The 15,704-nt window shown below is 29.8% G+C and carries 13 protein-coding genes; 8 read left to right on the plus strand and 5 right to left on the minus strand.

Annotated elements, in window-relative coordinates; all coding sequences use genetic code 11:
* Nucleotides 1-181 precede the first annotated feature (181 nt).
* Nucleotides 182-355 carry a class III signal peptide-containing protein gene (locus tag QMD61_03210; GenBank protein ID MDI6723638.1) on the plus strand — a complete coding sequence of 58 codons (174 nt, stop codon included), beginning with the start codon at nucleotides 182-184 and terminating at the stop codon, nucleotides 353-355.
* Nucleotides 356-361: 6 nt separating this feature from the next.
* On the opposite strand, the gene QMD61_03215 is transcribed toward QMD61_03210, so the two are convergent.
* A complete protein-coding gene (locus QMD61_03215; GenBank protein ID MDI6723639.1) occupies nucleotides 362-2,563 on the minus strand; it encodes an STT3 domain-containing protein in 2,202 nt (733 codons plus the stop codon).
* A 127-nt stretch (nucleotides 2,564-2,690) separates the two neighbouring features.
* On the opposite strand from QMD61_03215, the gene QMD61_03220 reads away from it, so the two are divergent.
* The gene (locus tag QMD61_03220; GenBank protein ID MDI6723640.1) at nucleotides 2,691-2,861 is read left to right on the plus strand and encodes a hypothetical protein; all 171 of its coding nucleotides are present in this window, start codon (nucleotides 2,691-2,693) and stop codon (nucleotides 2,859-2,861) included.
* 80 nt (nucleotides 2,862-2,941) lie between these two features.
* Nucleotides 2,942-4,072, plus strand: a complete 1,131-nt coding sequence (locus QMD61_03225; GenBank protein ID MDI6723641.1) for a hypothetical protein — start codon at nucleotides 2,942-2,944, stop codon at nucleotides 4,070-4,072.
* Here the strand turns inward: QMD61_03225 and yjjX are convergent.
* A complete protein-coding gene (gene yjjX / locus QMD61_03230; GenBank protein MDI6723642.1) occupies nucleotides 4,050-4,592 on the minus strand; it encodes an inosine/xanthosine triphosphatase in 543 nt (180 codons plus the stop codon). The genes QMD61_03225 and yjjX overlap by 23 nt on opposite strands.
* Nucleotides 4,593-4,721: 129 nt before the next feature.
* Here yjjX and QMD61_03235 point away from each other — a divergent pair, with 129 nt between their 5' ends.
* Nucleotides 4,722-6,311, plus strand: coding sequence for a hypothetical protein (locus tag QMD61_03235; GenBank protein ID MDI6723643.1), 1,590 nt, complete (start codon nucleotides 4,722-4,724; stop codon nucleotides 6,309-6,311).
* A 75-nt stretch (nucleotides 6,312-6,386) separates the two neighbouring features.
* Here the strand turns inward: QMD61_03235 and QMD61_03240 are convergent, their stop codons facing one another.
* From QMD61_03240 to QMD61_03250, 3 genes are all read right to left on the minus strand, one after another.
* The gene (locus tag QMD61_03240; protein MDI6723644.1) at nucleotides 6,387-6,836 is read right to left on the minus strand and encodes a phosphopantetheine adenylyltransferase; all 450 of its coding nucleotides are present in this window, start codon (nucleotides 6,834-6,836) and stop codon (nucleotides 6,387-6,389) included.
* Between the two features lie 14 nt (nucleotides 6,837-6,850).
* Complete coding sequence (locus QMD61_03245) at nucleotides 6,851-8,167, minus strand: hypothetical protein (protein MDI6723645.1); 1,317 nt, start codon at nucleotides 8,165-8,167, stop codon at nucleotides 6,851-6,853.
* A 284-nt stretch (nucleotides 8,168-8,451) separates the two neighbouring features.
* Nucleotides 8,452-9,777 (minus strand): hypothetical protein, encoded by a 1,326-nt coding sequence (locus tag QMD61_03250; GenBank protein MDI6723646.1) that lies wholly within the window; start codon nucleotides 9,775-9,777, stop codon nucleotides 8,452-8,454.
* A 341-nt stretch (nucleotides 9,778-10,118) separates the two neighbouring features.
* Between QMD61_03250 and QMD61_03255 the strand changes: the two genes are divergently transcribed.
* From QMD61_03255 to QMD61_03270, 4 genes are all read left to right on the plus strand, one after another.
* Nucleotides 10,119-11,678, plus strand: a complete 1,560-nt coding sequence (locus tag QMD61_03255) for a radical SAM protein (GenBank protein MDI6723647.1) — start codon at nucleotides 10,119-10,121, stop codon at nucleotides 11,676-11,678.
* 534 nt (nucleotides 11,679-12,212) lie between these two features.
* Nucleotides 12,213-13,508, plus strand: a complete 1,296-nt coding sequence (locus QMD61_03260) for a pseudomurein-binding repeat-containing protein (protein ID MDI6723648.1) — start codon at nucleotides 12,213-12,215, stop codon at nucleotides 13,506-13,508.
* 265 nt (nucleotides 13,509-13,773) lie between these two features.
* Nucleotides 13,774-14,889, plus strand: a complete 1,116-nt coding sequence (locus QMD61_03265; GenBank protein MDI6723649.1) for a pyridoxal phosphate-dependent aminotransferase — start codon at nucleotides 13,774-13,776, stop codon at nucleotides 14,887-14,889.
* Nucleotides 14,890-15,013: 124 nt separating this feature from the next.
* Nucleotides 15,014-15,592, plus strand: coding sequence for an XRE family transcriptional regulator (locus QMD61_03270; protein MDI6723650.1), 579 nt, complete (start codon nucleotides 15,014-15,016; stop codon nucleotides 15,590-15,592).
* Nucleotides 15,593-15,704 lie beyond the last annotated feature (112 nt).

Raw genomic sequence — 15,704 nt, forward strand, 5'->3', positions numbered from 1 at the left:
ATATATCTTATTGTTCGGTGGTGTCATCGTTATAGCTATCGCTGCTTTAGTAATCTATAATTCGTACTTTACTACTCAACCATCATTTACTGATCAGGATCTTAGTACAACAAGACAACATGCTGCTACTAATAATAGGAGTTTATAACTCTTTATTTACTTTTAAAAGTTGTGAAATAATATGATAAAAGATGAAAAAGCTCAGATAAGTGCTGAATTAATTTTGCTGGTCGGAGCTTTACTAGTAGTAGTAATTGTCGCCGGAGCATTTGTATTCAGCATGTCAAGCGATATTGCAGGTAATGTAAGCGAAGTAATAGATGCTGGAAGAGATACATCAATTAATAGGCTATAATATATTTTAGATGACTTTCCATACATTTATTTTTTTATTTTCATAGATTGATTTGAATTTTATAGTATCTTTTCTTTCAATTACTAGTTTAGTAAAAATTGAATTTTCGAATTTTTTATCCATAACTACGGCTTTTTTATCGTCCATAAGTAATATGATGCAAAAATCACTGTTTTTATCCAAATAATGTTTTTCAATTTGACCATTTGTAATTTTCATATAACAGTATGGAGTTTTGTTATGCCATGTGATTGTATTTGAATCCATTTTTACTTGATTGGTGGAGTTTAAAATATTGTCATTAATATGGATGGTTCCATTAGAATAAGTGCAATTTCCAGGTTTCATTGTAGTAAAATTCCACTCCCCATAATATATCCAGTATTTTCTATGGATATCATTAAAAGTAACAAATACAATTGGATTTGGTTTATAATGGTGCGTATAAGCTAATACATCATCAGCTTCAGAGGGTTTAAGCCCGTAGTCTATGAGCATTTCTCGAGCAAGATCTCTGTTGACTCCAAGTATGTTATTTAGTATTTCAATTGTTTTTGTGGAGTTTTTAGTATATTTATCAAGGTTTATAGGACCAGCATCACCAGTGGTGGCAATCATATTTAAAATCCCTGCAGATAAATTTTCATTACTGGTTGACAGCGCTCTAGATATCCAGTAATCACGAGAAGTATTTGGAGACTTGCCATTAAAACTAAATGGATTGTTTTCATACTTTCTTATAGGTATATTCTCGATGTAAGCTACTCGCCCATCCTGTAATACTGAACGATCGGCAATTGCGCTATAAAAATGACCATAACTCCATTCTGTTATTATAACAGTATTTTTTGCAGTGTTTTTATTGATCCATTCAGCACTGTTCCACATATCATCATCAGCCCCCGGAACTAATTCATTTAATATTGCATACGTTCCAAAAGCGGGGGATATGAAAACAACAAGGATAATAGACACAGATAAAATTTTAGCATAATTTTTTCTAATACGTGAATTTAAATAGCCATTACTTATACCTACAGCAATTCCAGCGCTTATTAAAAGGGGAGGTAAAAGCAGTATAAAAAATCTAACCCCTTTTATTGAAGCTAAAAATCCAATTAATATCCACGTAGCTAAGAATGAAAAGAAAAACCAATCTGCACGGTTTAAAATTCCTTCGGGTAAGTTTTTCTTGGTTAAAACACCGGCCAATAAAAAAATCCCTAATATACCTAAACCCATTATTATGAGATCTAGTCCATAAAGTACATCATAATAATCAGGTTTTCTCAATTCAGATATAAAAACATAGGTATCTGGCCATGGGTACCAAATATTCTGGCTACTAAATAATTTAATCAGTGATAATGGACTTAAAATCAGTTTAATTATAGTTAAGGGGCCTAAAAATGTATATATTAATAGAAGGATGCTGAATGTAAATATAGAAGATAAAATTACAATATTTTTAAGTTCACGACCTTTAAATTTAGTCCATATAATATAAAAAATACAAAATGCTATCATCAGATAAAATAAATACTGATACCCGTTCCAGGCAGCGGCAAATAAAAACATTGTAAATGCTGATAAGGACGCAAAAAAGATCATTGATTTTGTATTTTTTGCCTGATATGATTCAATAAAGAACCAGACGATTAGAATGGGGAAAATAATATTGAACATATCTGTATCAAACCAGCCAGGAAAACTTCTTATGGCATAAAATGGGATGCTAACAGCCAGTAGTCCGGCAGCTATTCCTCCATATTCGTTTGTTAACCTGCTCACAAAAAAGTAAGCAGGAATACCGCAGAGCGGCCCAATTAATACAGGTAGCCAATAACAGACTGTTAAAAGAGGTATTTGAGTAAATATGTTCACTAATTTGTAAATAAACGCTGTAAGATAGATTATTAGGGGAGGATAATCCATTGGAACTCCGGGATAATAAGAATATGAGTCCCATTCTGTTCCATTTATTTTTTTATCTCCTAAATAACCATGATCTAAATAGTTCTGGGTTAATCTATAATTGTAGTAGGAATCAAGCTCGTACATATATGGAATACCATTGGGGCCTTGATAAATATCCTTTTCATTAACTGGAGCTCCATTAAGATGGATTGCTTCCATCCTAAGGAAAAAACCAACAGAAAATATTAATAAAATGATTATTAATTTTAATAATAGTTCTTTATTTGACATATTCTCCCCTAATATTATAAAAAATCATTTCAAATAATATTATACTTTTATCTTCTTATAAAAAAAGTTAATTATATCAATATTATTATTCTAATAAAATTGAAAATAGGAATTAGCACGTGATTAAATGAAAGAAGAATATAAGGTATTGGTGGCTATTTGGATTTTATATGGAGTATTTTTGGCAGTAAGGGGGATAAATGATCTTATATTGCTTTTTTTAGTCACAGCTTTTGTTATTGTATTTACTCTGGAAATCAGGGAAAATGGGATCGGTCCAAAAGAAAAAGAAACTTAAAGTATCTATATTAAGGTCTATATTTTTAATAAAATTTTAAGACTAATTTCATAATTAATAAAAGTAAATGAGGTACATGCTTGTCGAAGAAAAACATTAATTTACTGAAATTAAGTATTAATTTAAATCAGGAATTAATTATTGTTAGTGTGTTAGCCAGTGTAACTATATTATTAATTTTTGTTATTGGAAACACATTTATAGGCGGATTCGCTAAAATGGTATTTAGTGATTCTTTAATTTATTTTAAAATGTCCTTTGATCCATTTCAGAGTAGCATAGCCCCATACATGTATAGATTATTAACTCCACTAATAATTTTTTTACTTCCATTAAATCATTTATTGGGTTTTATTTTTGTAAATATGACAGCTTTATTTTTAACGACAGTTTTATTTTACTATTATCTTAAAAAACTTGATTTTAATAATATTCATGCCTTTTTAGGAGTTTTATTCTTTCTTTTGGCCCCTACAGTAATATATACTATGTATGATATAGCACTAGTTGATTTTACATCGTTTTTATTTTTTTTATTGGCTTTTTATGCAATTTTATGTAAAAATGATAAGCTTTATCTCGTTTCTCTTGTTTTAGGGGTTTTAAACAAGGAAACCATATTATTAACATTACCTCTATACCTTTTAATTAAATTAGAAAACGAAAAATTAATCAATGCCTTGAAATCAACACTTTTAATCATTTTAATACCTTTAATCCTGTTTATAAGTATCAGATATTATTATGGATTTACAAATTATTTTTCGCTATCTACAGTTAAAGAGACGTTAATTTATGATTTACAGATTAAAAGCATATATGATCTGAGCAATCCTTATTTTTCATTCAATACTTTGTGGATATTGAGCATATATTGTATAAAGTATGTTAAAGGCAATTTTCTAAAAAAATCATTATATTTATTACCATTTATATTTTTGCAAGTTTTAATTGCCACAGACATGTTTAGGGCACTTTTTATTGCTTTTCCCATCATAATTCCCATTTCTTTATATCTATTTAAGATTAAAGAGGAAAATTTAGTCCTCATATTTATAATTTTGACTTTATTTATATTGTTAAGTCACATTGTATTAATAAAAGGATATTTAGCTTCATTGGTATTTCTTCCATTGGAATTTGTGGTTTTAAGTGCATTAATAATCCATTATTTAAATATTAAAAGTATTATAAAGCCTTTAATCTCCTAAAATAAATTCCTTCATTCATCCTTGGAATCATAGCGGTTAAAACGCACTGTTCAGTGTTCTCAGTCCTATCAAGCAAACCTTTTGAAAGATAGCTGACTGCACCGGTTTTCTGACCTAAATTATCCACGCCGGTAACTTTATCCATGACATCTCCAACTTCTTTACCTCTTAAAACTTCTTCAATGACTTCAGGAGGATATTCAAATCCAGCACTTACTCCTAATGTTATCGTTTGTCCATCGAAAATGGCACACCACTGTAAATCAATATATCCCGTTATTGAATCTGGAGTTTCCATCAATCCTGATTCTATACCTACACTAAGGTCAAATTCATCAGAATAAGCATTTTTCGCCCGGTTTATAGCTCCTTTAATGGTTTCATCAATTCCAAAGGGTTGATCTGGAACTTCTGAGCCAACGTCTATTCCAGTTACTTCTACATGTTCATAAATTTTTTCTAAAACGTTTTTAGTGGCTCTAACTTTAACAGGATTTTTAGATCCGACTGCAATTAACATAGATTCACCCTGAAAAATATTAAGATTGTAAATTATTCTATTTTAATGTTTAAATTATATTAATAAGATTATTAGCTCAAAAGTAATATTTAAAAATACTGCAAGTTAATATGGGTTATGTGGTGAAAAATGAAGAGTTATATGTTCAAAAACTGGCCATTAATAATATCATCAATTATTTTTGGAGTTTTAATTTTATTTTTATTAATTCAATCTATTAATCAAAATCAGGGACATTTAATCTATGCTTTGGATGATGCCTACATACACATGGCAATTGCAAAAAATTTTGCTCAACATGGAATCTGGGGAATAACTAAATATGAATTTACTTCCACTTCATCTTCTTTATTCTGGACACTTTTAATATCCTTTAGCTATTTTATATTTGGCAGTAATGAGCTAATTCCATTTATATTAAACATTATATTTGCATTAGGAACATTTTCCATTATTTATTTAATTCTTAGAAGATTTAAGATACCTCAATTTTACATATTTATAGTTTTATTATCTATAATGTTTTTAACTCCATTTCCTGCTCTTGTTTTCACAGGTATGGAACATATATTACATATTTTTCTAATGATTTTGTTCATTTATCTTTCTGCATCAATGCTTAAATCTGATAGAAATAGTATTTTCAAATATTTATTAATGCTATCATTTTTATTAATGATAACTCGGCATGAAAGCTTTTTTTTAATTTGTATTGTGTCATTTTTATTTATTTTAAAAAAGAAATATTTAAATTCAATATTATTAATTGTAGTATCATTCATTCCTTTAGTGATTTATGGACTAATCTCAACAAGCAAGGGTTGGCTTTTTTTCCCTAATTCTCTTGTTCTAAAATCAATTTTAACCGGTAATGAACCTTTACTTTCAAAAATATATATTTTTAACATTTTTAATCATTTTATCAACCAGTTATTTAGCGAAATATTGATCTTAATTTCTTTAAGTTCCTTATTCCTGATCATTAATTTAATTAATAAAAAATTTAAGGATTTATGTACAATAATGCTTGCTATTTTTATTTCAATAGCTCTATCACATTTATTATTTGCAAATACGGGCTGGTTTTACCGTTATGAGGCATACTTATTATCTATAGGTATATTTATTAATTCAATTGTATTATATCAATTTTTACGAAAATACAGGATAAATTTCAATATAAATAAAACTTTAAGATATTTATTGATAATATTAGTATTTGGCTTAATTATTATTCCTTTGGCACCTAAAGGATGTTATTCATTTAGTGAAACATCTTTAGCTACACATAATATTTACGAACAACAATATCAGATTGGTTTATTTATTCATGAATTCTACAGTAATGAATCGATTGTTTTGAATGATATCGGAGCAGTTAATTACCTCGCTGATATAAAATGCATAGATATCTATGGATTGGGTAATAAAAATGTCATAAAAGCTTTAAAAAATGGATCTTATAATGCAGAAATGGTGTCCCGGTTAACTGAAAAAAATAATGTTAAATTAATAGTTATATATGAAAACTGGTTTGAGAATTTACCTTCAAGGTGGATTAAAGTATGTGATTGGAAAATAAAGAATAATATAGTATGTGGGGATGATACGGTTTCATTTTATGTAAAAGATACTGGAGAAAAGGATAATTTAATAGAAAATCTAAGAAATTTTTCTTCTAAATTGCCTAGGGACATTGAAATGAAAATATACAATTAAAAACTTAATTATAATTTGAATATATTAGATTATTTATCCAAAAATTCATTTAAATATCTATAACATACCAAAATTTTAAATAACTTTACCATCCCTATCTATTTCCCCATTCCTTATCCGGCTTGAAGAAACAGGTTTTCCATCATCAGCAAGCACCCAGTCAATTGTGAAAATTTCAAGGGGTTCCATCCCTTTTTCTCTTCTTATTTCATTGATTTTATCTGCTGTAGGTTTTGTTTCTCTACTGACAACTATAGCATCTATTTCAGGGTCGTAGATTGTAGGTCCGTAAGGTTCTTCCAATCTCTTAACTATATATCTTGATTTGAATTTTTGAAGAAATTCTTCCAGTTTTGAAATTCTTTTTGCGCAGGGGTCAATATCACCTTTTTCTCCCCCAAATTCGTCAGATGTAACTCCAATTAATACATTCTGTCCTATAGTGAATGCTTCATCAAGTAGCTTCTCGTGACCTTTGTGAAAGTTGTCGAAGGTACCTCCAACAGCTACATTTTTATATTTCATTTATTTGCCTTTTATTAATTTTTTAAGTGATAGATTTTTAAATCGGGAATAGTTCCGTTGGTTATTTCTTTAAAGTCCTTTGAAAGGTAATTATTATACTTTGATTTTCCCCAAACCAGATAATAATCGATATTATTATTCTCTAATTCTGCCTTTAATTCCTTATAATTACCAGTTTCCTTAGGCATCCCAAAATTTTTGCTTTTAGTAAAAAATGCAATATGATCTGATTCTATTAAATAATCGTTGCATGCTATATTACCATGAAAATTATAGTCATTTTTTAATTTTTCACTCAAATCATAAACATCTTTGTCTGCATTAAAATTAATGATTAAAAAGTTAAATGGAGCCATTAAAAAGGATAGTATTAAAAGCGTTAATATAATGTTTTTTCGAGCCTTATTTAAATAATTCATTTTAAACAGTAAACTGAGCACATAACCGCCCATAATTAATAATAAGATATTAACCAACCAAAGATATCTCTCTTGAGTAAAAATTATGACGTATCCTCCAGAATACAACAATATTGTTGTTATTAGATAAATTAGTTTATCTTTTGAATTGCTGTTTATATTTAATTTAGTAATAAGAACAATACCAGCAGTAATTATTAGAATTGAAAGTATAGAAAATAACTCAATGATATGTACAGTCTTGATTATATTTTCTAAGATGATCTTTATCTGAAACTTAAAATAATCCCATGATTCAAAAGGACTCCATGATTTCATTTTGAAGTATGAAGGGTCTTCCCATGCACTAAAAGCAGATTCATTTGGAGGCTTTACAAGTCCAATATAATATTCATAGTGTCCCTGTGATCCTGGTCCAAACACATTATGATTATATTCTCCAGCAGTTCCCATTGTTATTTTCCCGTATTTGCCGCTTATTAAGCCAATCCATACGCCGCTGATCATAGAGAAAATTATTAATCCTATAAACAGATTTTTTAATATTCTGTTCTTCTTTTTTTTATCTATGCCTTTGAAGTAGAAAAATAAGTTAAATAGTATGAAATGGGCTAAAAAGAAGGGTAAAGCATAGCTTTTACTTAAATAAGCTAAAGCTCCTGTAATTCCGCACATTAAACCGTTAAATTTGTTGTCTGGATATTTAGGATTGAATATGAAGTATAAATAGTAAACAAGGATGCATGTAACCAGCAAGTCAGGTGTAGTTATGAAAAATGAAAAATAAATTATAAGGGGGATTAAAGAAAATAGCGTTACTCTTTTAATTGTATTTTCTATTTCAAAATTGTCTATTAATAATTTTACTCCCATTATAGTGAAAAATCCAGTAATTAATGAAAGTAATTTCATCAAATAAACTGAATTAAAGGAATTCGAGCTAAAAAGTAATAATGGAGTCATTAGCCATGATAAGAGTGGTCCCCAGTATCCGTTAATTGCATTATGTATATCTCCGCTGATATATTTTTGAGCAATAGTGATATAAGAAATACCATCTGAATTTAAAATGTATTGGTAGTTATTTATTAGAATTAGCCCTATCAGTGAATATAAAATGAGTACAAGGATGATATCAATGTTATTTTTGATTTTAAAATTAGTTGCATTCATTATATCACTATGATTGAGATTATTCAACTTTTCAAGTAATAAATTCTTAAATTGGGAATAGTTCCGTTGGTTATTTCTTTAAAGTCCTTTGAAAGGTAATTATTATACTTTGACGTTCCCCAAACCAGATAATAATCAATATTATTGCTTTCTAATTCATTCTTTAATTCATTGTATTTAATGGTTTTTTTTGGCTTTCCGTAATATTTGTTTTTAGTATAAAATGCGATAATATCTGATTCTATGAAGTTATCATTGGATGCTATATTTCCATGAAAATTATAATCATTTTTTAGTTTTTCACTTAAATTATAAATATAAAAATCTGATTCAATATTAAAATCCAGGATTAAACCATTAATTGGACCCATAATGAAAGATAGTATCAAAAATAATAGTAGAATGTTTTTCTGAACATTGTTCAAATAATTCATTTTAAATAGCAGACTAAGTACATAACCCCCTAAAATTAATAACAAAACATTAACTAACCATAAATATCTTTCTTGAATGTAAATTAGGAGGTATCCTCCGGCATATAATAACATGGTTACTATTAGATAAATTAATTTATCTTTTGAATTAGTATCTATTTTTGATTTAGTAATGAGGAAGATAGGGGCAATAATTATTATAATAGAAAGTACAGAGAACAATTCAATAATAATTGAAAATTTAAATATATTTTTAAAAATAATGTTTATCTGGTACTTTAAATAGTCCCATGATTCAAAAGGACTCCATGATTTCATTTTAAAGTAGGACGGATCCTCCCATGCACTAACAGCAGACTCATTCGGAGGTTTTATAAGTCCAATATAATCTAAATAATGAATTTCTTGTGATTCTGGCCCCACATAGCCATAATTATATTCTCCAGTAGTCCCTGTTGTTATTTTTCCATATTTATCGCTTATTAAGCCAATCCATACGCCGCTGATCATAGAGAAAATTATTAATCCTATAAACAGATTTTTTAATATTCTGTTCTTCTTTTTTTTATCTATGCCTTTGAAGTAGAAAAATAAGTTAAATAGTATGAAATGGGCTAAAAAGAAGGGTAAAGCATAGCTTTTACTTAAATAAGCTAAAGCTCCTGTAATTCCGCACATTAAACCGTTAAATTTGTTGTCTGGATATTTAGGATTGAATATGAAGTATAAATAGTAAACAAGGATGCATGTAACCAGTAAGTCAGGTGTAGTTATGAAAAATGAAAAATAAATTATAAGGGGGATTAAAGAAAATAGCGTTACTCTTTTAATTGTATTTTCTATTTCAAAATTGTCTATTAATAATTTTACTCCCATTATAGTAAAAAATCCAGTAATTAATGAAAGTAATTTCATCAAATAAACTGAATTAAAGGAATTCGAGCTAAAAAGTAATAATGGAGCCATTAACCATGATAAGAGTGGTCCCCAGTATCCGTTAATTGCATTATGTATATCTCCGCTGATATATTTTTGAGCAATACTGATATAAGAAATTCCATCAGTACTTAGGATATATTGATAATTATTTATTAGAATTAGCCCTATCAGTGAGTATAAAATGAGCACAAGGATGATATCCAGATTATTTCTGATTTTAAAATTAATTGCATTCATCGTATCACTATAATAATTACTTGAGGGTTTTGAAAAGATTTTCAGTTATTGTTATTATATCTTAAATTAAATTATAAATGATGCTGATTGAACAGAATGTGGTGATAAAAGATCCAAGAAAAGTGGATTTAAGGTTTGCATCGTGCTATCCTAATCTGTATAAGGCTGCAATGTCTTCTCTTGGTTTTCATATTATATATGATTTCCTAAATTCAAGGGAAGACATATACTGTGAACGGGTAGTTTATCCCTATTTTGAAAGCCTGGAATCAAACAGCAAGCTCTCTGATTTTGATATAGTGGGATTTTCACTTCAATATGAGCAGGATTATTTTAATGTACTTAGAATGTTGAATAAGGCAGGTATAGAAATTAGTAAAGAAAATAGAACTTCTGATGATCCTTTTATTATAGCGGGAGGGCCTTCAGCAACTTCTAATCCTCTTCCAATGAGCAAATTCATTGACCTTTTTATAATTGGAGAAGCAGAAGCAGTTCTTGATGAAGTTATTGATATTTATATGGAACTTGATGATCCTAAAAAAGAGATTGAAGCATTTTTAGATATAAAGGGTGTTTATATTCCTGATAACCCTGCTAAAATAGCCATAGTCAAAAATATGGATGATGCATGGCACCCGATAAGGCAGGTTGTCCCAAAAACGGATGATAAGAGATTTATACCTGCATTTGGAGATGCATTTCTTCTTGGAGTTTCTCGTGGATGTACAAGAGGGTGCCGTTTTTGCATGGCAGGGTGTATTTATCGCCCCAGAAGAGAAACATCCTTAAATAAGCTCTTTAAAATTGCTGAAAAAGGTAGAAAAGCCACAGGTCTTGAAAAAATAGCACTTATTGGGGCAGATGTTTCTGGATATTCTAAAATAGAAGAACTATGTGAAGGTCTTCTTGAGAGGGAATTCAGAATAACAAGCCCTTCAATGAGAATAGAAGCTATAACGGAAAATTTGATAAATATACTGCACAGAAGTGGTCTTAAAACCATGACCATAGCTCCGGAATCTACATGGAACTTAAGGAATGTTTTAAATAAACCTATAAAGGATGAAGAGATTTTAAATGTTATGGAAATGGCTTTTAAGAGGAATATGAATGTTAAACTTTATTTTCTGGTTGGGTTACCTACAGAAACCATGAATGATGTTAAAGATATGGTTGAGTTTATAAAATATTTAAATAAAATCTCAGAGAAGAAGAATAGGGTTAAAATAAGCATAAATCCATTCGTTCCAAAGCCACATACTCCATTTCAATGGGAGAGCTTTAATATGGCCGATTTAGAGATTAAATATAAATATTTAAATGAAAATCTCAAAAGAATATCTTTAAAAGTAGAGGATCTAAAGGGGGCCTTTATACAACATATACTCTCTGTGGGAAATGCTGATATGGGAGATATGATTGAGAAAACCTATAAAAAGAAGCTTAAGTTTAGAGATTGGGAAAATATCCATATTAAATGGAATTTAGAAGATGAATTACCCTGGAAAAATATAGATACGGGTATAACCAATGAATTTTTAAAACAGGAATATAAAAAAGCTTTTAAAGGCAGTATAACTCCATGGTGCGAAGTATTTGGATGTTATAAATGTGGTGCTTGCCCAGATAAATTATAATAGATTCAATTGAATGATGGATAATTCAGCTGTAAATTTATATTAAAGTATTATAATATGTTTAATTTAATTTTAGGAGTCAATAATGAAATTTTAGATTATATTAATGAATATAAATACTTTTAATTTATTCTATTGTATTTTAAAACAAATAGTTAATAGAAAAAACTTACTTTTAAATCTTATTTTGCCTTAAGTTGATAATATCGGATAAAATCATTTTAAAATGGATATTTTCCAGCATATATAGTTTTATTTTGCCCCTATTTTTATAATAAATGTCTAATCAAATTTAAGTTATTTCAAGACAAAATAGCCTGCATGTATTTGTAATTATTAATTTAAAAGAGCTTTTCAACAGGCTTAAATAAAAAAAACGAACCTATGGGTGGGATATTTTAAAAAACAGAGCAAAGAATTTATATATTATGTAGTAAAATTCTTCACCATATCCTGGAATTCAGGTTCGGAGGCGATACAATTAAACAAATAAAAATTATTGTAATGCTTTTAATTGTTTTTTCTGCCGTTTTAATGAATGCAAATGATACCTTTGTGGTTGAAGCAAACAATCAACCTGCAGAAAACTTAAACCATTACGTAAATGTCCAGGCAGCTCAATTAACATCAACTGGTAATTCTTACAGTTTATACCAGATTGAAGAAGCTGCAAAAAGAGTTAAGGCGTTCATAGAAACTAATAAAAAACTTCCTAATTATGTTACAATTAACAATAAACAGGTAAAAATGCCTGATTTCATGTATTTGCTTGTAACTGCAACTTCAAATATTAGCAGCGGAAATATGGGCTTTATAAGCCAATACAGTTTCCAGAATCCTTCAAGTAGCGTGGAAGAGCTTAGGAGTGGAAATGTATATAAAACTGAATATCTTAATCTGGCAAAACAAATAAAAACTAGCATGGAATCCGGCGGTGCTGCACCAGCATATACACAATCATCTTTAGGAAAGATCAGGTATGAATCCTTGATTTACTTGTATTCAAGGATAGTGAACTTTTACGGTCAAAATAAGGTTCTACCTAATTATGCATCTGTAAATGCATGGACAGGGCCTATAATCAGTTCTCCAACAAGCCCAGCACCTGTTACAGCATCCAAAATGGAAGTTATTGTTACTGGAACTGGGGGAGATGTAACCAGAAATTCATATATTAAGAATAATGTTCCCAGCAGCCAGATAACCAGTCAAGTGTATTCTCTGGCCAAATCGGGCACTCCGATGGTTACATTTGGTAATGGAACCGGCCCAAAAGTAATGATTATTGCGGGAGTGCATGGAAACGAACTTCCAGCCCAGATAGCGGCCATGAAGATGATTAACTATCTGAATGGAAACTCTATTAAGGGAACAGTTTACATTGTTCCATTTGCAGCTCCATCCAGTACTGCGCAGAACATCCGTTTATGGAATGGTAAAAACCTTAACAGCGTGGCAAATGTTGCTGGAACTCCAAGTAACCAGATAATAAATAAAGCAAAAGGTTTACAGGTAAATGCCCTTGGAGATTTCCATTCTACACAACCGGGCGGTTTTCCGGGTAAAAACAGTGTTTTATGTACAAAATCTCCTACATATGAAAGCTATAATATTGCTAAATATGTTAGCTCTCAAACAGGGTCTGCATTGATTGTTTATAACCAAGCAGGAGCAGAATACCCGGGAGCAGTGGAAGATGTATCTAATTTAGCCAGAATTCCGGCTATAACTGGTGAAGTTCTATCATCTCATGGTGTTGTGGCATCGGGAAGTGTTGATAAGTCTTACAGTCAGATGATGGCTTTTTTAAGATATAAAGCCATTGTTTAATTTATTTTTTTATTTTTACTTTTTTTATATGTCTATTAGTTAAGAAGGTAAATAATCAGGTATTAAAACAGTAATATCATAAAATAATCATTTTTTATTAATTTGAGACTAAAATTAGCTATTAATTAATAACAATTTTTTTAAATAATACTAGTGAATTTTATAAATGAACAGGATAATACAAATATATTCTTATTATATATGATCTAGATATGAATTGACACTGATTTAATTTATTAAATTAATTTATTGATTTAGTGATACTATGTTTCAACCAGCTAAGAGATGTAAATCAATACAACTTTCAGAAATAAGAAAAATGTTTGAACTCACACCAGAAAATGCTATTAATCTCAGTTTAGGTGAACCCGATTTTGACACCCCTGAACATATTAGAGAAGCTGTAAAACAGGCTTTAGATGAGGGATTTACTCATTATACTTCAAATAACGGTATTCTGGAACTTAGAGAGGCCATATCTTGCAAACTTGCCGATGAAAATAAAATAGAAACAGATCCAGATAACATAACAGTAACAGTTGGAGCAAGTCAAGCACTTTATATCAGTCTCCAGGCGCTGGTGAATAAAGGAGATGAAGTTTTAATCCCAGATCCAGGATTTCTTTCATATGATGCATTTGTGAAACTTGCAGAAGGCGAAATAGTTCCAATAAGCCTTAAAGAAGAAAATGAATTTCAAATGACTGCAGATGATGTGCTTGATAAAATTACTGATAAAACAAAAGCAATAATTATGAATTCTCCTGCAAATCCAACTGGTGCAGTGATGCAGAAACAAGATATTAAAGGTATAGCTGAAATAGCAGAAGATCATAACATATATTTGATATCTGATGAAGTTTATGAAAAGATAATTTATGAAGGAAAGCATTACAGCCCTGGAAGATACACAGACAATGCAATAACTATAAATGCATTCTCAAAGACCTATGCAATGACAGGATTTAGAGTAGGATACATTGCTGCAAAGCCAGAGATAACTGAAGAACTTTTGAAGGTTCATCAGTATAATGTTGCATGTGCCAGCTCATTATCTCAAATAGCAGGGCTTGAAGCATTAACAGGCCCACAAGAATGCGTCGGGGAAATGGTGGCAGAATTTAAAAGAAGAAGAGACTTAATAGTTAAAAGAATTAATGAAATGGGAATACCATTTAAAGCTCCTAAAGGAGCATTTTATGCATTCCCAAAGGTTGATAATTCATCTGAATTTGTTAATGAAGCATTAAATGTAGGTGTGATAATTGTTAATGGTGCAAGCTTTGGAAAATGTGGAGAAGGACACTTCAGAATATCATACGCAGCGGCATACGAAAAATTATCTGAAGCCATGAACAGATTGGAAACCATTGATATTTAAAGATTTAAACATAATTTAGTTGATAAATACTAGATTTATATTAACTAAAATTTCATTTAGATATATTAAAAAAGTATTAGGATTTATTTAAACTATTAAAACTAAATTTGAGGGGAAATATTCAATGTCAGAAGAAAATAAACTTGGAGCAAAAGTAAGACAAATAAGAGAAAACAAGGAAATGTCTGTTGAAGAACTGGCATCTCAAAGTCAGTGCAGCAGTAAAATTATAGAAAATATTGAAAGTGGAAAATTAATACCATCTCTTACACCACTTATAAAGATAGCGAGGGCTTTAGGGGTTCGTTTAGGCACATTTCTCGATGATCATCCTCAAACAGGGCCTGTAATGGTAAAATCGGGAGAGTCTGAGCAGGTGATACATTTTTCTGGAAAAGAAGATCATCCGCACACCAGTGCGCTTGATTTCTATCCGCTGGCCTCTGGAAAGGCAGATAGGCACATGGAACCTTTTATTATCGATGTTCACCCCCCTGAAACAGAGGATTACAAATTATCATCCCATGAGGGAGAAGAGTTTATTTATGTGATGGATGGAGAAATTGAGATATTATACGGTCAGGATAGATATCTGGTTTCTGCAGGAGATAGCATTTATTATGACTCAATTGTACCTCATGATCTCCATGCATATGGTGGTGAAGATGCAAAGATTCTTGCAGTGGTTTACACACCATTTTGATCAAATTAAATCAGGAGATGAATTAAAGTTTATAGGGACATTTCAATGATTTTTTAGTTTAAATACGCTAAACTGTTAATTATGGAAATTTATAATCAATAATCAATCAGGA

The sequence above is a fragment of the Methanobacterium sp. genome (genome assembly GCA_030017655.1).
GTDB lineage: Archaea > Methanobacteriota > Methanobacteria > Methanobacteriales > Methanobacteriaceae > Methanobacterium_D.